Origin of the sequence: Okeania sp. SIO3B5, from assembly GCF_010692555.1 — a bacterium.
GTDB lineage: Bacteria > Cyanobacteriota > Cyanobacteriia > Cyanobacteriales > Microcoleaceae > Okeania.
The window spans coordinates 1-21,313 of sequence record NZ_JAAHHG010000073.1; the positions used below are offsets into that span (position 1 = coordinate 1).

The window sequence follows — 21,313 nt, forward strand, 5'->3', positions numbered from 1 at the left end:
TATTATAAGCATGACGGGCTACACCTGCGTGTTTAGCCAGTAACGTTTTTTGCCGATTTGTAGGGTGTAACTCAGTTTTGAATCCTAGTAGCATAAAATAAAGTATGGATAATCATAGATTGTAATAGATAATCATAGATTATGTCAAGCTGTTAATTACCCCTAGCATGAACTGCTGCTTTAATTTTCTCTATGTGTTCCGCCATTGGAATTACTCGCTTACCCTCAAAATGACCGCACTTTTTCGGCCATTCTTGGTCTTCCAAAATAATTCCGGCAACTCCCATATCGACAATATCGGTAACAGTTCTAATCACATTTAACGGGTTGCCATATCCAGTATCAATATCTGCTACCAAAGGAATATTCACTGACTCAGTAATACGCCTCACAGTGTAGAGCATTTCTGTAGCAGTAAGAAAACCATAATCAGGGCGACCAAGAGTGGAACCAGAAATGCCAAACCCACTGGTAAACACAGCAGAAAACCCTATCTGTTCTACAATTTTTGCTCCAATACAATCATAAACTCCAGGCAGCACTAGAATACCTGGTTGTTCTAACATTTGACGTAACTTTTGGCCTGTAGTCATCATAACCTCTCAGAATAAATATGTTAAAGAAGTTGGAAGTTGTTTTTCGGGGATTTTAAACAGCCCTCCAAAAACATTTCCCGTTAAAATACATTGATATAATATAACAATATAAATAGCAGACTAAAACTTAATGGTAGCTAACCAAAATCAATTCTATGTTTCTCCAGAAGACTATTTAGTAGGAGAGCGAGAAAGTCCGATTAAACATGAGCAGGACTTACGCAAAGGCACTATATATAGAGTTTCGCTCAGTTACGCTACCGCTAACACACCCTACTAATAGCGTTAATGCGTAAGTCCTGATGATATCATGTCCGTTGGTATCGTTTGTGTAAAAGTTAGCGTGGATATCTACAGGAAATTTAAGTTTTTTTCTTGCCTGTTGCCTGTTGCCTGTTGCCTGTTGCCTATTTACTATACAAGACCGATGCTACCGGACATGATATGAGTATAGACGAGGCCAAATTTATGCAATGGTAGGGGCAAAGAAATCTCACGTTATTATTGCTAGTAATTTAGCCACAGAACTGAATATTCATCTGCGCGATAATGACTGTGTTGTACTTACTTCCGATATTAAAGTCCGACTTGAAGAAGCTAACTGTTATTATTATCCTGATGTCGTAGTATAGCGCTACGCGCTAGGCAACAGGCAACAGTAAATTGTGAGTGGGTTTGGTGGATTTAGGAATGTCCTAACCTAAACTTGTAGCGCTATAACTTGTGATGAACGGGATTTAAGTTCAAATGAAGACTTTATTCTTTATCCTTATTTAATCATAGAAATTTTGTCTCCAAGCACAGCTAAATTTGATAGAGGAGATAAATTTGCTGATTATCAAACTGCTACAAGTTTACAAGAATATGTATTAGTTAATCAGTCTGAGATGAGCATAGAATGTTTTCGGGAAAATGAACAAGGAATTTGGATTTCTCAAACTTATAATAGAGGAGAAAAAGTTAATTTTGCTAGTTTAGATTTTAATTGTCAGATTGAATTAATCTATCGAAAAGTGCCTGGGATAACCAAGGATTGAAATCTCTTCCTAAATTCTCTTCCCTCCTGTAAGGGCGAATCACGAATCGCCCCCATCTCCTCATCCCCGCGTCTCCGCGTCTCCGTGTCCCCGTGTCCTACCCCCACCAACCAATTTTTTCAGCAAACCCTAAATAAATTCTACCGTTCCCCGATACCCATCTACCCTAACTTTTTGCCCATCCTGTAAACGAGTCATTGCTCCTGAAACATTCATTACTGCCGGAATGCCATATTCCCGCGCAATAATAGCTCCATGGGACAACTGCCCTCCCACTTCAGCAATAATACCTTTTGCCTTCAACAACAAAGGTGCCCAACCTGCATCCGTATAAGGCACAACTATAATTAGATTTTCCGATTCAGCAAGATTTACTTCTAAACTCCGACAAACCTTGACATAACCTTCCACACAACCAACACTCGCAGGTATACCTAACAAAATAGAGGCATTCTCAGGAGTCGCTGCAATTTCTGGATTTTCCTTTGGTAAGACATTGCCGTAAACTACCGAGGGAACTAGGCGATCGCGGTCTTTTTCCAACTCTTCCTTTCTTTGTCTGAGTAGGGGAGTAAGGGAGTAGGGGAGTAGGGGAGTGGGGGAGCTGCGGAGCTGGGGCGATCGCTCGTCATTAGGTGTAACAGTGTTAAATTCTGTTCTGTTTTGTTCTTCAAACATCCCCCCCTTCTCAAGGGGGGTTAGGGGGGATCTTTTTGTTGAGTTTCCTTCCTCAACCAAACCCACTGTAGATAAAATCAATTGCCTAATTTCCTCAAATTCCAAATAAAAAATATCACCCTTTTCTTCAAAAACCTCTAAATTTTCTTCTAAATCATCACTTTTGACTTTTGACTTTTGACTTTTAACTTCTAAATCATCACTTTTGACTCTTGACTTTTGACTTTTAACTTCTATTTCTATTGCCAAAAACGTCAATCGTAAATAAGCCAAAAGTTTCCCATAAACCTCAGCAATTTTACCTTTAGTTCTCGCACGCTTTGCACATTGCGCCAGTCGCCACCTCTGCCACCAATTTAAAGTATTATCCAAGACTTCATCTTTTTTACTTCCATCTTTTCGAGCCATAGTTAACAATAAATACCGAAAAATATCAGGTTTTTCTTGCCAAGTCTCTACAGCAATATCCGTACCAACCTCACTCAAATAACCATAACTTTCTAACCATTGCTGAAACTCCCATTGTAATTTCTGATTTTGCTCAAATTCTGCCTCTATTTCTCCATCAGAATTAGTTGCCATTCTTAACTTAACTGCCAATTTTTGTAATTCTCGAATCGAAACAATTTCCGGTGCAGTATCAGTAGGCAACCATTCCTCAGAAACTCGGAAGAGCGATCGCCTAATTGCCAATCCTATAGGACCCAAAATATTATAAAAAGTAATCGGTTTTAACCATACTTGAATTTGTTCCGCTTGGTCTAATAATTCTGATAAAGACTGAGATGAATTTTGCTTGAAATTATTTTCTAAACTTTGTAAAGCAGGAACAAAAATTTGATAATAGTCGCGTTCAAACTCGCGGTCAACTGCCATTTCTTTTTTAATCAATCTCCACAAACCAGGCAAAGAAGGTAACACTTTTCCTAAAGGAGGTTTTCCCATTTTTTGCCCTCGTAATAAAAACTCCAAACCCTGCTCCGGCAATCCCATCATTCTAAAAATTTCTCCTAACAAAGTAGCATTAAAATAAGCATGAGAACCGAGCAAAGTTGCCGTTTCAGTAAAATCTAATTTTGCTACCTTTTCCCCTAAAACAATAGTAAATATTTCTCCCCAAACTCCACAAGTCAAAGGACGATTTATCGACCAAGTCAAAGGATGAATTGCCCCTGGAATTACCTCCGCTGCAATAGTTCGCGTCCAAATTGGTCTGAGATTAGTAATGGGGCGACTTTGTAAAATCCAAATTTTTTCACCATCCCAACACCATTCAATATCCTGGGGTAAGCCATGAAAAAAGGCTTCAATTGCTTCTGCTTGATTTACCAATTCTTGAATAACTTCTTCAGGTAAAATATCCTGATTTTTTACCTGTTCTAAAGATTGATTATTATCTTTTTCTTTTGGATTTAATAGTCTGTCGTCTACAGGCTGTTTAAAATTAGTTGAAGTTTGAGTCACAATCCACTTCTTCCCTCTTCCTTCTTCCTCCTTCCTTCTTCCCTCTTCCTTCTTCCCTCTTCCTTCTTCTAAAGATTGATTTTTATCTTTTTCTTTTAGGTTTAATACCCTGTCGTCTACAGGCTGTTTAAAATTGGTTGAAGTTTGAGTCACAATCCACTTTTTTCCTCTTCCTTCTTCCTCCTTCCTTCTTCCTCCTTCCTTCTTCCCTCTTCCTTCTTCTAAAGATTGATTATTATCTTTTTCTTTTAGGTTTAATACCCTGTAGTCTACAGGCTGTTTAAAATTGGTTGAAGTTTGAGTAACCATCCACTTCTTCCCTTTTCCTTCTTCCTTCTTCCCTCTTCCCTCTTCCTTCTTCCCTCTTCCTTCTTCCCTCTTCCTTCTTCCCTCTTCCTTCTTCTCTTTTCCTTCTTCCCTCTTCCTTCTTCCCTCTTCCTTCTTCCCTCTTCCTTCTTCAACAATTTCTAAATGTACCGGACTAAACTGCCCACCCACAACTTTATCTGCACCTCCTGGCAGAGCTTCAATAATTATTTTTGCACCACCATCTAAAGGATTACGAGTAAACATTACTCCAGCAACTTGACTAATAATATAAGGCTGAATTAATACCGCCATTTCCGCATCAGGAATTTCTCTTTGCCGACGATAAACAACAGCTTCTGGCAACCAATAAGATTGACAACAAATATTAATTGCCTCTAATAATTCCGTTTTATTTTTCACCGGATAAATAGTTTTATATTGTCCGGCAGCCGAACTATTATCACTATCTTCCCCCACAGCAGAAGAACGAACAATTAGAGGAAAATTAATAGACATTTTATCTAACTTATCTTCAATTTTATCCACCTCTGATGAAGAGTAGTTGATAGTAGGTAATGAAGAATCAACTTCCCTATTCCAATTGCCTCGAGTACCTGCTTGAATTGCAGGTAAAACAAAACCTTTAACAACATTAAAGCCAGCTTTTTTCAATTGAGCTAATCTAGCTGCTTTCTCCCCACATATTTTGCCATCTAGTTCACTATCGAGAGAAAATATAGATTGTTTTTGTAAAGCCATATCATCACTTTGCCTCAGATTTATTACTACTAATATAATTGCCAATCCTAATGCTGCGAAAAGTTCAAAAAAAGATGCCTCCTGGCGAAATAATAATACCCATAAAAAACTACCGAGACACCCCAGACGAGCTGCCCATTGTCGGATATTTTGATTTTTTTGAGGAAATATTTTTTTTCCAATTACTAATATTAAAAAACCTGTAATTCCCGAACCCAATGCCACCACAGGAGAATAAAGCAAAACTCCCCAACTAGCATTAGTCACACCGCCACCTTTAGCAATAAAATATCTACCTAAAACTAAAAAAATTAACCCCGCTAACTGCAAGGCAACAATCTCTGGAAATAACACTTTTGCTATTAAAACTGGCGCAATACCTCTAACTATTTCTGCTAATACTGCTGTTATTGCCACTGGTTTCGGCGCGTGAGTAAACGCTGCTGCCACACTAACATTACCCGTACCAACTTTTTTGAGGTCGATATTTGCCAGAGTTTTAACTATTAAACCAGTGAGTGGGAGAGCGCCGAGACAAAAGCAGATAGCTAGAAACAATACTAAGACTAATATGTACATACAGAAAATTGCAGGTAAATGAGTTCAAGAATTTAGAATTTAGAATTTAGAATTTAGAATTACCGAATAATTAAATAATTCGCGCCTTGAAAGCTCCTCTTTTAAGGGGAAAAAAAAGAAAATATTCCTTATATTCAATTCCGTAACGGTTTAAACCAGAGGTAATTATCAATTATCAATTAATGAACTCTTCATAGGACCATATTTTTCAAAGTTTTCACGACAAAAGCGATCAGGGTTAGCTATATAATTAAATGTGTCATACAATTTTGGTTTTCGTGGTGGAGTTTTGGCCTCCACAGGTGCTGCTTCTCCATCAGCGATTAACATTAAATCAGTCGTTTGTAAACTCATTGTTTTTGTCTACTTAGTGAACTACCTACTTTGCAGTATACAATCTACCAAAATTTTATCTGTTTCTGGGCTTTGTTACAGGTTAATTCAATGTAAAACTTCTACTCTATAAGGGTTTAATGCTATTATTAATATATTTTTTGCTAAAGTACCCATAACAGATTGATTAGTATCAAGCTTTTGCTCAACCAAACCTACGCCATCCCATTTTTTATGATGAGCATTCAAACTGACATAATCACAACTTACGCACGGACAGTAAATCCAGTGAGGGCGAATGCCAGAAAGCCCCTACATATGACGTTTTCAAGGGAGTTGCATGGGTAAGTCCTGATCATATAAAGTTTCATCTTGTCAATCTAGGATTCAAAAGTTGTTGCTTTGGTTTTTTCCTGAAAATTGTCAAGAATAAAATACTCAAAGCTGAAACGAGAACAGATAAAGCAATGCCACAAACTCCGTTCCATTGCCAACTGCTCCAAGCATAGTTACCACAGTAAGAACCCATAGCTCCTCCCACAAAATAAGAAACCATATAAACTGTATTCAGACGACTATGTATTTTGGCAGGCAAACTATAAATTTGTGCTTGGTTAGAGATTTGAGTTGTCTGCACTCCTAAATCTAACAACATCACTCCCAAAATTAAACCCCATAATTCATATCTTGCTACAGAAAATACTAAAAATGATGAACTAGAAATCACAACACCTAACATAGAAATCAATCTAGGATTTTTTCGATCTGCCATTCTACCAGCAATTACCGCTGCTATAGCTCCAACAATACCAACCAAACCAAACATTCCTGCTACTTGACTACTGTAGTTTAGGGGTGGCGCTTTCAGGAAAAATGCCATTGTACTCCAGAAAATACTATTAGCAGCAAAAGACATTGCCCCAATTAAAGCTGCTTGTCGCAATAATAATTGTTCTCGAATTACTTTCCCCAAAGAAAGAATCAATTTTGGGTATGAGAGAGTAACAGAGGGTTTTGCTTTTGGCAGTACAGATTTTGATACTACTGCTATTAAAATCATCAACCCACTAGCAAAGAAATATATTGCTCGCCAACCAAAATTTGCTCCGACGAATCCGCTAGTCATTCTAGCTAAAACAACCCCAATGAATAAACCACTCATCACAGTTCCGACAGCTTTGCCACGCTTTCCCGGTTCTACTAAAAAAGCCGCAAAAGGTACAACAAGTTGGGGAACAATTGTAGTCATACCAATAAGTAAACTAGCAACAATTAACCAACTAATATTAGGAGATATAGCTGCTGTTAGTAATGCTATAGCGGTTGCTATCAGCATTGTCACAATTAAGCGTCGTCGTTCTATGATATCGCCCAAGGGTACAAATAGCAGTAATCCCAAGGCATAACCGATTTGTGTCATCATGGGAATTAACCCAACTTGCTGAGTAGGAGCATGGAAGCTTTCGGCAATTATTGCTAATAGGGGTTGATTGTAATATAGATTGGCAACTGCAGCTCCACCAACCATTGCCATAATTAATAAAGTTTTGTTAATACCCATAGTTTATTTTTGAGACATAGTCTTTGTTTATTATATTATCAAGACTTACGCATAAGCACCAAAAATAGTAGGAATTAACGGTCGTTAACCCCTACAAATAGTGTATATTTTCATCTTTTGCGTAAGTATTGGTATATTTGTAGGTTGAATTTTGCGCAGCATTCCGTTTGTGCAGCATTCCGTTTGTGCAGCATTCCGAAGGAAAGGAAAGGAAAGGAAAGGAAAGAAAAAAACAACTGCGCAACCTAACAAAAACAGAAGGCTTTATTGCATGAAAGTATATAGCTGCCGCACTTGCTCCGCATATGTACTTCATAACGTGCGGAAACTGCTGTAACTATTGGACAATAGATCAATAGAACGTCAATGTTTGACATAAAAATGCTGAAATTTTTACTTGTAAAGGCTTTGAGGTTTTATAGACAGAGCAATAACTATTGGACAATAGATCAATAGAACATCAATAATCGCGAAACAAAGCGATTAAGCTGCGCAATGGATGTTAACAACCCTACTTTCATCCAACAAAGCCAAAACAGAACAATAACTGAACCAGGTCAGATTCTTACTTTTAACTTTTGACTTTTAACTTTTGAGTTGTGTATAGCGATCGCTTGGCAGTGCAGAGCAATAACTATTGGACAATAGATCAATAGAACATCAATAATAGCGAAACAGAGGGATTAAGCTGCGCAATGGATGTTAACAACCCTACTTTCATCCAACAAAGCCAAAACAGAACAATAACTAAACCAGGTCAGATTCTTACTTTTAACTTTTGACTTTTGACTTTTGAGTTGTGTATTAAGTCTGTGCATACCCTGCATCTACAACTATGGTCTGACGAGTTATTGCTCTGGATGTATCGGAAGCGAGAAATAAATATGTTCCTACTAATTCTTGGGGTGTTAATTCTATGGGAATTGATTGTAATTCATGTACAGTCTTATGTTTTGCTTCTGGTGTCACCCACTGTTGCAGTTGCCTTTCCGTCATTATCCAACCTGGTGCTACAGAATTTACCCGAATATGATGTTTCCCAACTGCTTCTGCTAAAGTCCTAACCATACCTACTATTGCTGCTTTTGTGGCATTGTAAGCAACCATATCTGGTTTAGCAATCCAAACTAGGTGAGAACTTGTCATAATAATACTACCGCCACCAACATTAATCATTTCTGGTAATAATTCCCGACAGGTGATGAAATAATGTACAACATTTAATTGAAATAAATCATTCCATTCTTGTGCTGACATTTCTAACAAGTTATATCTGGGGTCATAACCTGCATTGTTAATTAAAACATTTACTACTGGTTTGTCTTTTTTAACTTTAGCTAAAGTTTCTGTTAAAGCTTCACTATCAGTTAAATCTATTTCATAGACGTTGACTTTACAATGATATTGTTCGCATTCTTCAGCTACTTTTAAACCTCTTTCATAATCTTTATCTAAAATGGTAACTTCTGCTGCTTGTTCGGCAAATGTTTTAGTTAGAGATTCGCCAATTCCATTACTGCCACCAGTAATTAAAATATGTTTTTCTTTTAAGTCTTGATAGATGGGATTCATTTTATTTTCTCCTAATTTTAATTTTAATTCGTAGGGTTTAAAGGAAGCAATAAGCGTAGGTTGGGTAGACGTAGGAAACCCAACAACAATAAGTAGGGTTTGCGCTCAAAAGTCTTTTAGTAGGGGTAGGAGACAGGAGACAGGAGTCAGGAGTCAGGGGAATTATAGAGGAGGTAGTCGGAAAAATTGTCAGAGTGATTTTTCTGCCATAATCGTCCCAAAATACTAGCTTTATCAAAACAACATGGGTCTAAAACCCCGCCTTTTAAGGCGCAATATTTTTGGAGAGTTGCTCACGCATCCCCCTCCTGGGAGGGGTTAGGGGTGGGTTAACTTCTGACTTCTGACTTCTGACTTCGTTAAGCAGCTCTTTCCGCCGAAAAGCTGGCACTTTTTTAGACAAAAAAATGCTAAAACCTTTATCTGTCAATACTTTGATATTTAATCAGCAAGCCCTAAGTAAAAATGGTGCGTTACCGAATAATATCAAATCCGGTTAAACAGCCATAGAATGGTTAAGCCAGGAGGAGTCAGGAGTCAGGAGTCAGGAGGAGAGAGAATTACAAAGATGAGCGTAGTTATGACGATTGGAGAATTTTTTTATGTTCAATAAAACGGATTTGATATAATTAATAATTAAATAATTCTGGTTTAAAGCCGACTCTTTTAAGGGGAAAAACAGAAATAATGTAAGCATTTTCTACGGAATGCTGCGCAAACAGCTATTAGCTGCTAGCTAGCCTCCTCCGGAGGAACTGCGTTAACAGTAAGAATACTCTCTCCTTAAATACAATGTTTAAATTAACAACTGACTTTAAGGGCAAGGGAGCCAACTTTTGTAGTAAGAGAATTAATAAAGCTTTTATCCTAAACTAAAAGCAATAGCTGATTGCTGATAACGCAGTTCCGATCATAGGAGGCTAGCTGACGGCTGAATGCTTACGAAATAATATTTCCTTATATTCAATTCCGTAACGGTTTTAACTAGAGGTAATTATCAATTATCAATTATCAATTTAATCCGTATATCCGTGGCATAATCCCTGTGAGCAGCTCAACCAAACCTACATCTATTGCAACTAAAACTATAAATCAACTATTAGCAACTAATACTTTTGTTTGATTCATAATCCAATTTTTACTGACTGACAAATGAAATTTAAGTTCATCCAAATCAATCTCTTCTTTTGAACCTGGTGTTTGTCGAGGTTGAGCACATTCAAGAATTATCGGACCAGAGAATTTTATTTCATCAAGTGCGTCGAAATGTTCGGCAAAATTAGTATGACCAAAACCAATGCCTTTTCTGTTAGAATCAGCGATTTGATAAACACTCAGTTTATCCCCACATCTTTGAATTGCTTGAACTAAATTTGCTTCTTCTAAATTGCCATGATATGTATCTAGAATAACAGTCATATTTGGCGAGTTAATTTCTGCCAGTAAAGATAAGACATCATTGCTATTCAGAATGAAACGACATAAATAACGATTCAGAGGTTCAAAACCTAATTTTATTTGTGCTTTTTCTGCATAAAATGCTAATTCTTGGCAAGAAGCAATTAAATTATCTCTCGAACCTGCATAAGTAGTTCCCATCTGACTCTGAATATATTCATGGCAAGTAATGATAGGATTACCTAATTCTACTCCATAATCAATTAACTTTTTATAGTAATCTAGAGCTGCCATTCTTATTTGGCGATCGCTACTTCCCAAATCTACATTACTAGGAGTCATGGAGAATATTTCTAACCCATTATCTGCCAAAATATCTTTCACATTTTGGGGTTGAGTTTGATTAATATCTATATATAATTCGACTCCATCGAAACCCATGTCTGAAATAATATTGGCAGTTTTTTCTAATTTATTCTGACCAAATATCCAGGTAGTAACGCCGATTTTTTGCTGTACATTTAGACTCATTTTATCATCCATAATATTACAAAAAAATTAAATTAAGTATCGCTGCTCTTGGGTATAAATAGGGCTTACTGATTAAATATCAAAGCATTGAATGATATTGGATTCAGCCTTTTTGGGTCGAAAAAAGTGCGCCTGTTTTCGGTCTAAAAAGCTAAAAAAGCTAGTATTTTGGGATGATTATGACAGAAAAATCAAGGGACAATTTTTACCGAATTATTAATTATTAATTATTAATAATTAAATAATTCTGGTTTAAAGCCTCCCCTTTTAAGGGGAAAAAAAGAAATAATATCTCCTTATCTTCAATCAAGAGCGGTTTTAACCAGAGGTAATTATCAATTATCCATTATCCATTAATGAAAACTACCTCCTCTATAATTTCCATTTCTCCTATCTTCCCCTCCCAGGAGGCAGGGCTAATTCATTGTCGTAGCGAGAATATTTACAACACTATATTTTTGGTTAACTAATTCTAGTTAAGATGTACGAAATTTCAAAATTTCAAAGGATACAATTTTTCTCTCTTGACGATGAATTGACTTTACTCCCCCACTCCCCTACTCCCCCACTCCCCCACTCCCCTACTTCTTTTTTCTCTCGTGACAATGAATTAGCCCTCCCCTCCTGGGAGGGGCGAGGGGTGGGTTGTCTCCTGTCTCCTACCCTCACCCATAAGACTTTTTCAGCGGCATTCCTGAATTAAGGTATGAAAGTAGGTTTATAGGTATGGAGGGAACACCGGATCTGGGAACAGTTAATATTAATATCATGTCCGGTTGAATACTTACACTTTGGAGGAGGTAAGGCAGCTATGCTGGAGGCAGGAGGCAGAAGGAAAGAAAAGGTGAGAAGAGAAAAGGTTTTTTTATCACTAATTATCCGGACATGATATAACAAGTAGTTCAAACCATCCAAAATACAAAATCAAAAATATAAAATTATCAAATCATACCCAAAATCAGCAACGCCGACTTTTTCAGCAAACCCTAAATAGATATCTGAAAGCTATAAAATCCATTGGGGGTAATCAACAGTTAAAGGGAATAGGAAATAGTGAGTAATGAATTGATTCTTCTGCTCTATTCCCTATTAAATAATTGCTAGGAGGAAAAATTACATAAAATTAACAAAGTAAATCTTCTAAAGAAAAGAAATCTATTACATGGGGACAGGTTTCTTTTTTCATCTGTACATAATTCCGCCACAAATTCAGCTCGCTATCACTCAAATAATTTTTCCAATCTCCTATAATTCCTTTGCGTATATGTGCCTTAGATGGAGTATTTTTATCACCAACTTCTTGAGAAACCAAAACATCAGATAAGCTTCCATTTTTCTCAATGTGCCCCTGATTTGATTTTTCTTTCATCTTTGTAAAATTAGTAGCTCTCGATATTTCTTCAGCATCATAGGACTCAACCCCAATAAACTTAGCAAGTTCATGTATAGCGGAAATAGCATTATCTTTTTTCATGTCTTCATACCTTAAAAATAATGCCTCAATTTTTCCTTCTTGAGAAGCTTTGAGAAATTCTTCGTGATAGTCAAACCAATCACCGCTCTCAAATTTTCCTTCTAGCATTACTTTAGTAAAGAAATGATTCCACGATCCGTTATACTCAAAAACTTCTTTTCCTCTAACATGATGCCATGCAGAAACAAATGTATCTAAAGGATTTCTTAAACATTGAATTATTCTTGCTGGTTGTTTGATTAAACCTAAAGTAGTATGGGATTTAAAAAATCGTGGAGATGCATCCTTTTCAAACTTTGAAAATCTTGAACGCCAGTTTTCTTGACTTGCAGCCAATTCTAACCAAGGAGAAAATTCTTCAGCACTAAAGCCAAATGAAATACCTTTTTCAGGAACTTTTTTTACTAAATGCTCCATTATTGATATAGTCCAAGTTGTACCAGACTTTGGATAAGTTGCTACATAAATATCACTATTTCTAGGTAAAAAATGATTAAATACATTTTCCATCCCATTCTTTGTAATAATAGTGGAAGTGTAAAAATCTTCCGTTGCACCTACATCAAATGAGCGCGACATACAGTTCATTTTTGGGTCAGAAGTTTGGGATAAATTTGCCGAAATCTGTGGTTCAGAAGTTTGAGATATATTTGCTGAAATTCGTCGTTCAGAAGTTTGAGATATATTTACAGACATAGTTGTTTGGGATTAAGTGAACTTGGTAACTTATATCAGTTAACAGTTATCAGGTGTATTGTGTTGGATAGGAGATGGAAGCAGCTTGCTATCTTAACCATTTAGTGCATAGTAATGCTTATTTGGTCGCCTTCTACCCATCTCCGAATCGCGAGGATGTATAGTAAAACAGTAGTGGGTACTGATATTTTGACAAACATTGGAATTAAATTTGTTCAAAAATGTTGGATAACAGTCTACATCCTTGACTATTACCGAATAATTGACTAATTAATAATTAAATAATTCGCGCCTTGAAGCCTCCCCTTTTAAGGGGAAAAAAAGTGCTAGGATATTTCCTTATATTCAATCAAGAGCGGTTTTAACCAGAGGTAATTATCAATTATCCATTATCAATTATCCATTAATGAACTGTTGCCTGTTTTCTGCGCGTTTACCTATAACTGATAACTGATGACTGATATCCGTTTGAACTGCTTTCAACTTTTTAGGGAGGGAGTATTTATCAGCAAGTAACTAATCAGAACAAGAATAATTAAACAAAAAATTGCGCTGCTATAAAATACTCCTGGCATTCCCCAAATAGTAAACATAGTTCCTGCTAAAATTGGACCTGAAGCTTGCCCCAAAGATAAAGCTGTGGCATTAACTGCCATAAAACCTGCTCGATATTCTTCAGGAGATAATTGTCCTAATAAAGACTGAGTTGAAGGAAATATCATACCATGAGCAAAACCAAATAAAATGGAAGGAATAAATAGCAACCAGATATTATTAATTGTTGGAGTAATTATAAAAGCAATACAATAAATAACAAATGCAACTTTGATCAGAGTAACTTCAGATAGGGACTTGGCAAATAGCCCTAATTGAGATGAAACAAATGCAAAGGACAGAGCTCTGCTTGCTAAAATAATTCCGATTACAATATGAGTTGCTCCCAACTGACGATCAGCAAATAGAGGAATATAGGTTAAACAAGGACCAAATGAGAGAATAAAAATAGAAACAACTACTATTAACAAACCCCCTACTTGATAATTATTAATACTTTGCCAAATGCTTCTCAAATATTTTTTTAAGTTAAATGATTTTGGCTGAGGTATTGCCGGAATTTTCAAATAAAATAAAACCCAAAAACTTAAGGGAATAGCCATCAAAGATAATAAGAAAGGATAACGCCATCCCCAGGTAGTTAACCCACCACTAATTAAAGGATAAATAGCTAAACCAAGACCAATACTCATGGCATTAAAAGCCATAGCTGCTGTCAGTAATTTACCGCGATAAAGGTCGCTAATTAATGTTAAAGCTAATGATTCTAGTGGTGCTGCGCCAATTCCTTGTACAAAACGAAACTCTATTAAAGTCCGAAAATTGGGAGCTAATGAACAAATGGTTCCAGCAATTGCAAATAAGAGTAAAGCAGGTATCAAAATTTGCTTTCTGCCATAACGATCCGCTAATATTCCAGAGATTGGAGTACCAATAGTAATAGGAATAACAAATGCTGAAATTACCCAACCAATATGTTCGGGAGAAATATTAAAATCTTCAGCTACTGAAGGAAGAATAGGACTTATAGCACCGGCACCTAAAAGTGCAATTAAAGTGATTCCAATAATAATCTGAAAATTAGGCTCTTGGTAAATTTTGATGGAATTTTTGATGCTTTGAGATACTCTTCCTTGATTAATCATTAAACTCTCTCATCTTAAATTGAATTTTGACAGTTCATATCAAATCCGTTTAATTCGGTATAAAAAAATGTTCCATCTTCACCCAGAGCGGAAAAAATTCAGAGTTCTTTTCCCTTCTGGATTCTGGATTGCAGGATTGCTGAATTCCAATTCACTATCTTATTACTCCGATGCTACCAGATTTAATATCACTCAAATTTTACAGTTATTACTTATCAGTTATCAGTTAGTCTTCCTTGCAGGAACAAACTGTATACTCAACTAATCTTGGCAGACTACTAAAGTTTTATGCTAGACTAGCAATTAACTCTACTCCTCCTTCCGGGATTTATTCCCGATCCCACTGGAAACCTTTGTCAGATAGGGAAGAGGTTATAGGGAAACAGGGGAAAAGGGAGTATTTCGACGATTAAATACCCATAAAATCGTGATTTTTCTTCCTTTCCCTTTCCTTTACCTAAAGTTTTCTTGTTTCCCATCATTACACTTAATAAATAATCCTATTTTTTACTCCCTTTCAGCTTTTCTGAGTGCTGAGTGCTGAGAGCTATTTTAACTGAGGATAAATAGAGTTAAATTACTTCAATTATACAGTAGCAAGTGCAACTTTTCCAGTTGCTTTTCGAATATAATTATCCAGAACTTTTTCTACCGTTTTATTGTCAACCGTCATCAAATAATCTCCTTCTGGATTATAACATTGACCGATTTTTTCTAACATAACAAACCGAAGGTCGTCCCCTGTTTTCTTATTATCTGCAATCATCGCCTTCATTAATAAATCAGTAGTTACATGCTCAGGCCAAGGATTATTAAATCCGAGTTTTTCATCAATAAAGTGGTGGTGTAAATCTACATCTTTTTGTGACATAAAGCCCAGTTCTTGCCCTAATTCCGCTACTATTTTCATACCATAAGAAACTGCCTCTCCATGAGATAGTTTTCCTTTTAGCAGCCATTCCAAACCATGACCAAACGTATGACCATACTCTAGAATAATTCCATAATGTTTTTCAGTTGGATCTTTTTTGAGTATTTCTAATTTGGAAAGAATAATTTTATAAGCTAGGTCAGTTAACTCCTGCTGAGAAAAATTAAGCTCAGGATTAAGAGTTCTTTCTAAATAATCCAAAAAGGTAGGTTCAGCAATAAAACCATTTTTAATCCCTTCAATAATGCCACATCGCTTGGAGAAAGGAGGCTCTGTTTTGAGGTACTTTGTATCCGCCCAAATAAACAGAGGACTATGATAAAGACCAAAGTGATTTTTACCACTTAAACCATTAACCGCTTGTTTGTTACTGAGGGTACTATCAGTAATTCCAGTCATGGTTGTAGATACTTCGACAAAGTGAATTCCACGATAAATTAATCCAGCAACCAAACCGACAATATTTCCTACTGTTCCTCCACCAAAGGCAATTAATAGAGATTTTTTAGATACACCTTCAGTGACTAATGTTTCACATACTTGTTCTAAAACTGAGAAATATTTAGATTTCTCACCAGGGGGAACCATTTCTAGAAGACATTTGTATTCCGAATTCAGTTCGTGGAACAGCTCTTCTCCGTAAAGTCCAAACATATTTTGCTCTGAGAAGAAAAAGATTTTGTCTATATCGTGTTTTGACAATTCTTTGAGAAAATGTTCTTTAATATCATATCCAAAATAAAATGGACTGGGTTTTTCCAGTTCGGTGCTGAGTTCAACCATTTTTCCTGGAGTCCATTCTTGTGTTATGTTATAATCAACCATTAGTCGTTCTCCTTTGTTGATCGAGTATTAATTACCTTGATTTCTATAGTGAACTAATTAAAATAAAATGTCAGTAGATTCAATCTACAATTTCCTACAATACGCGATCGCGTTGTAGTCTGGCCTTAATTTCACCAGCTAATTGTCTAGCTTGAGGATTGGGATTACCACGTTTGCTACACCATTGTCGGACAGTTTGGGGTTGCACTCCCATCAACTCGGCAAAATCATCTCTGTTAAAGCCTTCTAGCTTCTGTTGTAGTTCAAAGAGTAGTTGCACTGGGTGATAATCAGATACTTGTATTCTTGCTAAATTGAATATTGTTTTACGCATTATCTTAATTTCCTTTTGTTCGCAATGTTGATGGAGCAATGGAATTGGCTATCATAATGTCATGTCCAATTTGAAAACATTGATAGCACTACGCATTAAGACGTATTAATGTATTTGATATTGCTACAAGCTCAAAAGCTATTTTAGCTATCAAAAGTAAAAAACTAGAAAAGATATCGTCATTATTATTCTTGATAAAGATTTGATGTTCTCCCACTGTTAACCGCTTCCTGTGCAATGGTGGCTATATCCAATTTATAAATAAATTATTAAGAATAAAACTTATTAAATTGGATTGTGCTGTCAAGGTATTTGGACTTAAATAAAGCATTATTTTTTGGCAATTTTTTACTTAAAGGTTAGTTTAAAGCCTCTAAAAATAATTGATATAAATTCTCAATATTTTTTTACAAATATCAATCAAATCAGAGGTTTATTGAGAATATGCTATGATCGCAAGTTAAACTATCAAGAGGAGTTTTATATAAAGTTAATTAGTCATAATAAACAAAGAAATTTTGAAATGATCGGATGAGTATTGTCCCTAAATACTCTCAATTATCATAGAATGTCCCTTTTATTTTTATATAGTATATGTTGATAATTCTATAATTACTTCAATATTTAATCTCCCCTACTGCCTTACCCCCCCCATTCCCCCACTCCCCTACTGTCTCACTTCCCTACTTCCAACTATATAACTATTCAACAGGAAATGATATCAGCTATTTTTTGCATTATCTGGTTAGAAGCTGCAATATTTTGCTCTTCATTACACTCAATTATTTGAATGAAAAATAGTATCTGTTCAAACAGCACCCCGTTAAACGATAAAATTAATTCCCTACCGAAAAAATAGCTGATGCTCATAGAGCCTGAAAAATTTAGGAACTTCTATAAATTCTCCATCAGATGTAACAGCATAGTGCAACAATTCTAGATCGATACCTTTGGAGTAATCTTCGGTGGGTTGAATTTCTACAACCTCTACAGGTACAGTCTTATCTTCTATAGAACCCATTTGAGGTCTATATAATTATGGTAGTCAAGTCTTTTCGCGTATCAATTTTGAGGAAAAATCATCTGAAGGAGTGTTGAATTTTTTGTATGATCACGAACCCACATCTTTCCTCTTCCCTCTTCCCTCTTCCCTCTTAGCTCCTGTCTCCTGTCTCCTGTCTCCTAGCTAAAAAAACTTGATATTTATGAAGATACGGTTAGGGGTTCTATAGTTAAGCTGATATAGTATCCATCAACTTCACGAATTACTGTTCCTGTCTTAACCTTGAATCCTTCTGGTATTGAGCGATTGTATACAAAACGAACTAAACCTATCTTTGGCAGATTTAGACAAAAACGACCGTTAGCATTTTTGGCAATATTTGCATTTGATAGTTGAGGATAACTAAAAGAATTATAGTAATACCTGGCTGTAAATTCAGGTCTACCAATGGTTTTACCGTTTTTGTCAGGCTTGGAAAGTTATCCATTGTTGTTTGTACACGTTGGATAACATCTTGCAGCACTTGAGAGTGCATAGACTTGTCCATACGGAAATAGTTTTTTAGCTTGTGCTAAACCTGCTAGTTGAACAGTCTCCCAAACAACTTCCATACGACACAGAATATTGGAAATTGCTGCATCGTCTATTTGCATAATCTCTGCGATTTCTGACACTCGTTTCGCTTCATCAAGGCATAAGCCAATAATGTAGGGCTTGCTGATTAAATATCAAACTAATTCTTTCTTCTCATGAATTCTGAATTGCTGAATTGCTGAATTCTAAAGACTTAACCATTCTATAACTGTTTAACCGGATTTGATATAATTGATTTTATTTTTTATTATTGGAGATTTCTAATTAAAAGCCTATTGTTTTAATGTCTTAATAATTTCTTATACCATTTTGAAAAAAGAATGTTACGAATAATAAAAATCATAAATAAACTTTCAAATAAAGTATATTTGACGAAAAAGATAATTTAAAACATCAAAAATGGTATTAAATCTATCCCCATACGAATTCTGGATTGCAGAATTGCTGGATTCTAATAAATACCCTAGCTATTTGTAGCAAACATTTATCACGCTTGGTATTATACACGTATACTATTTTTATGCAATAAACAATTTCTAAAATATGGTTAACGAAAGCACTATCGAAATTTATCTGTTAGAAACTTATAAACACTTAAATATCATCAATTCCTGGGGTGAACGCAGCTACTTTGTAAATCCTGAAATGAAATTGAAGCGAGGAAGTTATTTTGCAACTATCAAATCAAAGGATGGTGAAAATGATAAAGCCTCATATCTCAATCGTGCTGGAGTTTTTCGGCTTAACATTGGCTTGACACCTAAAAAATACGAAGAAATATTTGGTCTTCGACCATCAAGATCCCGTAAAGGAGGAGTTATTGAAGGAGATTTTAATTTTCAGGCATTAAACGTCTTTATTCCTCATCCTGTCTACGGCTGGATGGGGTGGATAGCTATTAATAATCCTGATTTAGAAAATTTTGAAAAATCTCAAGAATATTTGGATATTGCTTACGAAAAAGCTTTCAAATCCGCCTCAAGGAAACTGAAAACTAATGTTACGCTTAACAGTAGGTGAGATAAACGGATACAGATGTATTTTATTCGGTTTAAGTTTTAAATATTATCTACAATCGATAAAGATAATGAAAGGAAACTGACAGCCAGAAGAACTAATCCAGCACTGGACAATAATTTCCTCCCAATTAGACCTACTAACAATTAAACAACAAGCTAGAAGTCAGAGGTTTAAACCCAAGCTTTTAGCACGCTGAAAGCTGATTGCTTAAATACCAGGGTTGGTAAATCAAGAGATGAAACTTTAAGGGAATCCTCCTGTGATAGCTCTGAATACCTAACCAAAGTAGGCAGAGGTACTGATAACTGATAACTGATAGCTGAAATGACCCTTTCCAGAAAATCATCTTACCAATTACCAATGCTGAAATGCCGATCGCTAGTTAAGCAGACTCAGGTTTTGGCAACGATGATGGATGCATTAATAACTCTGCAGTCGATCGCTTCTCTACCATTTCCTTAGTAATAGTACACCGAGTCACATCCTTCCGCGAAGGTAATTCATACATCACATCCAACATCAACTCCTCCACAATACCCCGCAACGCTCGTGCTCCCGTTTTTCTCCTAAATGCTTCCTTCGCGATCGCTCGAATTGCCTCTTCCTCAAATTCCAACTTGACATTATCCATCTGCAACAACTTTTGATATTGCTTCACCAGAGCATTCTGAGGTTCTGTCAAAATTGCCATCAGAGTATCCTCATCCAGAGGTTCAACTACAGCCACCATTGGTATTCGTCCAATTAACTCTGGAATTAAACCAAACTTCACCAAATCATTCGGTTCCATCTGCTTCATTAAATCTATGACTTTTTTCTCCTTGGGCTGATTTTCTCCTGTTTGCTGAACAAAGCCCATTGACTTTTTGCCGTTTCTCTGTTCTACTATCTTATCTAAACCAACAAAAGCCCCACCACATATAAATAGAATATTGCTCGTGTCGATCTGAATACAATCTTGATAGGGATGTTTCCGGCCACCTTGAGGCGGGACATTAGCAACAGTTCCCTCTAACATTTTTAATAAAGCCTGCTGTACCCCCTCTCCAGACACATCTCTTGTTATAGAAGGGTTCTCACTCTTGCGAGCTATCTTATCTATCTCATCTATATATATAATGCCCCGTTGTGCTTCCTCTACCTCTAAATCTGCTACTTGCAGAAGTCGCAGCAGAATATTCTCCACATCTTCCCCAACATATCCAGCTTCTGTTAACGTTGTCGCATCTGCCACAGCAAATGGTACATCCAATAATTCTGCCAAAGTTTGAGCCAACAATGTCTTACCACAACCAGTTGGCCCAACCAATAAAATATTAGATTTTTGTAATTCTACCTCATCTGGAGAGGACTTGCCACTTTTTTTTGCTTCTACAAAGGTCAGACGTTTATAGTGGTTATAAACTGCCACTGACAAAACCTTCTTACCTTCCTCCTGACCAATAACATGAGCATCCAGATAATTCTTAATTTCTCTAGGTTTCGGAAGTTGGGCAATTGACACTCTCTTGGCACCACTACTTTGCTTTTTAGTAGAGGTTCCTGGTCGTGGCATTGGAGGTTGTGGCCCTGTGGCGTTAGAGTCAAAAAGCTCCTCATCTAAAATCTCATTGCACAACTCTACACATTCATCACAAATATAAACTCCAGGACCTGCTATTAACTTGCGGACCTGTTCCTGAGACTTGCCACAAAATGAACATTTTAGATGGGAGTCGTATTTAGACATAACTTCCTCTTATTACCGAAAAATTGGGTTTAAAGCCTCGCCCTTGTAGGGCGACTTTTTATTTTATTTGTAAGTGAATTGAATATATGCTACAGTTTTATTAGTTGCCGGGGGGCACTCGGAAACTCGTGCGCGGACGTGGAGGGAAGCGTTAGACTACCGCCAAGGAAGCAGCACCCTGTGAAACGTC

Annotated in this window: 17 protein-coding genes and 1 pseudogene; 3 read left to right on the forward strand and 15 right to left on the reverse strand. The window is 36.4% G+C overall.

Going from position 1 to position 21,313, the window contains the following annotated elements; all coding sequences use genetic code 11:
* A partial coding sequence (locus F6K54_RS12760) for a helix-turn-helix domain-containing protein (protein WP_293078054.1) occupies positions 1-94 on the reverse strand: 94 nt, incomplete at its 3' end.
* A gap of 58 nt (positions 95-152) precedes the next feature.
* Positions 153-596, reverse strand: a complete 444-nt coding sequence (locus F6K54_RS12765; RefSeq protein WP_293078013.1) for an oxaloacetate decarboxylase — start codon at positions 594-596, stop codon at positions 153-155.
* 130 nt (positions 597-726) lie between these two features.
* On the opposite strand from F6K54_RS12765, the gene F6K54_RS12770 reads away from it, so the two are divergent.
* Positions 727-876, forward strand: coding sequence for a hypothetical protein (locus tag F6K54_RS12770; RefSeq protein ID WP_293078015.1), 150 nt, complete (start codon positions 727-729; stop codon positions 874-876).
* Positions 877-1,051: 175 nt separating this feature from the next.
* A pseudogene (locus F6K54_RS12775) lies at positions 1,052-1,633 on the forward strand (Uma2 family endonuclease); the annotation flags it as partial.
* Between the two features lie 129 nt (positions 1,634-1,762).
* Here F6K54_RS12775 and F6K54_RS12780 read toward each other — a convergent pair.
* The 12 genes from F6K54_RS12780 to F6K54_RS12835 form a co-directional block, all read right to left on the reverse strand.
* Positions 1,763-5,422 carry a glycerol-3-phosphate acyltransferase gene (locus tag F6K54_RS12780; protein WP_293078017.1) on the reverse strand — a complete coding sequence of 1,220 codons (3,660 nt, stop codon included), beginning with the start codon at positions 5,420-5,422 and terminating at the stop codon, positions 1,763-1,765.
* A 168-nt stretch (positions 5,423-5,590) separates the two neighbouring features.
* Complete coding sequence (locus F6K54_RS12785; protein ID WP_293078019.1) at positions 5,591-5,776, reverse strand: hypothetical protein; 186 nt, start codon at positions 5,774-5,776, stop codon at positions 5,591-5,593.
* 87 nt (positions 5,777-5,863) lie between these two features.
* On the reverse strand, positions 5,864-6,004 hold the full coding sequence (locus F6K54_RS12790) for a hypothetical protein (protein WP_293078021.1): 141 nt from the start codon (positions 6,002-6,004) through the stop codon (positions 5,864-5,866).
* Positions 6,005-6,122: 118 nt separating this feature from the next.
* Positions 6,123-7,316 (reverse strand): MFS transporter, encoded by a 1,194-nt coding sequence (locus tag F6K54_RS12795; protein ID WP_293078023.1) that lies wholly within the window; start codon positions 7,314-7,316, stop codon positions 6,123-6,125.
* Positions 7,317-8,120: 804 nt separating this feature from the next.
* Entirely contained in the window at positions 8,121-8,888 is a 768-nt protein-coding gene (locus F6K54_RS12800; RefSeq protein WP_293078025.1) for an SDR family NAD(P)-dependent oxidoreductase, read from the reverse strand.
* Between the two features lie 1,092 nt (positions 8,889-9,980).
* Positions 9,981-10,829 carry a sugar phosphate isomerase/epimerase gene (locus tag F6K54_RS12805; RefSeq protein WP_293078027.1) on the reverse strand — a complete coding sequence of 283 codons (849 nt, stop codon included), beginning with the start codon at positions 10,827-10,829 and terminating at the stop codon, positions 9,981-9,983.
* A gap of 1,111 nt (positions 10,830-11,940) precedes the next feature.
* Positions 11,941-12,987, reverse strand: a complete 1,047-nt coding sequence (locus tag F6K54_RS12810; RefSeq protein ID WP_293078029.1) for a sulfotransferase domain-containing protein — start codon at positions 12,985-12,987, stop codon at positions 11,941-11,943.
* A gap of 479 nt (positions 12,988-13,466) precedes the next feature.
* Positions 13,467-14,687, reverse strand: coding sequence for an MFS transporter (locus tag F6K54_RS12815; RefSeq protein WP_293078031.1), 1,221 nt, complete (start codon positions 14,685-14,687; stop codon positions 13,467-13,469).
* A 586-nt stretch (positions 14,688-15,273) separates the two neighbouring features.
* Positions 15,274-16,443 (reverse strand): 2-deoxy-scyllo-inosose synthase, encoded by a 1,170-nt coding sequence (locus tag F6K54_RS12820; RefSeq protein WP_293078033.1) that lies wholly within the window; start codon positions 16,441-16,443, stop codon positions 15,274-15,276.
* 94 nt (positions 16,444-16,537) lie between these two features.
* Positions 16,538-16,777: a hypothetical protein gene (locus tag F6K54_RS12825; RefSeq protein WP_202218716.1), complete on the reverse strand. Its 240-nt coding sequence runs from the start codon at positions 16,775-16,777 to the stop codon at positions 16,538-16,540.
* Positions 16,778-17,621: 844 nt separating this feature from the next.
* Positions 17,622-17,798, reverse strand: a complete 177-nt coding sequence (locus F6K54_RS12830; RefSeq protein ID WP_293078037.1) for a hypothetical protein — start codon at positions 17,796-17,798, stop codon at positions 17,622-17,624.
* Positions 17,799-18,259: 461 nt separating this feature from the next.
* The gene (locus F6K54_RS12835) at positions 18,260-18,454 is read right to left on the reverse strand and encodes a hypothetical protein (RefSeq protein WP_293078039.1); all 195 of its coding nucleotides are present in this window, start codon (positions 18,452-18,454) and stop codon (positions 18,260-18,262) included.
* Between the two features lie 463 nt (positions 18,455-18,917).
* On the opposite strand from F6K54_RS12835, the gene F6K54_RS12840 reads away from it, so the two are divergent.
* On the forward strand, positions 18,918-19,394 hold the full coding sequence (locus F6K54_RS12840) for a DUF6194 family protein (protein ID WP_293078040.1): 477 nt from the start codon (positions 18,918-18,920) through the stop codon (positions 19,392-19,394).
* Between the two features lie 382 nt (positions 19,395-19,776).
* Here F6K54_RS12840 and clpX read toward each other — a convergent pair whose 3' ends face one another.
* Positions 19,777-21,123: an ATP-dependent protease ATP-binding subunit ClpX gene (gene clpX / locus F6K54_RS12845; RefSeq protein ID WP_293078042.1), complete on the reverse strand. Its 1,347-nt coding sequence runs from the start codon at positions 21,121-21,123 to the stop codon at positions 19,777-19,779.
* Positions 21,124-21,313 lie beyond the last annotated feature (190 nt).